The following is a 389-nucleotide window of genomic DNA, read 5'->3' on the forward strand; positions in this document are numbered from 1 at the left end:
GGTAGCGCGGCCCGATCAGGTGAACGCGGCCCGCATTGGCGAGCGCGAACGCCGCTTGCTGCAGGATGGCGGTTGGCGCCTGGACCTTCTCACTTACCGGCGCGGTCTGGTCGGTGAAGAAGTGCAGGCGCTGGCCGCCCGCGCCAATTCCCAGGGCATCGAACGACGCGACCATCTCCGCCAGCGCGCCGGCATAGTCGATCACGTTGCCGGCGCCGTCGACCCCGCCATCATCCGGCGCGCCATGGGTCCAGCCGACTGCCCGGTAGCGCAGGCTCGCGCCGTACATGGCCGCAATCTGGGCCGCCCGCGCCCGCATCGCGATCCCGCTCGTCCACGGGTCGGTGCCGGGGCGGAGCTGGTCCCAGCGATACCCCGGGTAGCTCGGG

The 389-nt window shown here is 72.0% G+C and carries 1 protein-coding gene; it reads right to left on the minus strand.

The window, feature by feature from the left end; translation table 11 throughout:
• The coding region (locus MFF64_RS36650; RefSeq protein ID WP_238193944.1) for a hypothetical protein at window positions 1-389 on the minus strand (389 nt) is incomplete at both ends.

This window comes from Methylobacterium frigidaeris, assembly GCF_022179185.1.
Taxonomy (GTDB): Bacteria; Pseudomonadota; Alphaproteobacteria; order Rhizobiales; family Beijerinckiaceae; genus Methylobacterium; species Methylobacterium frigidaeris.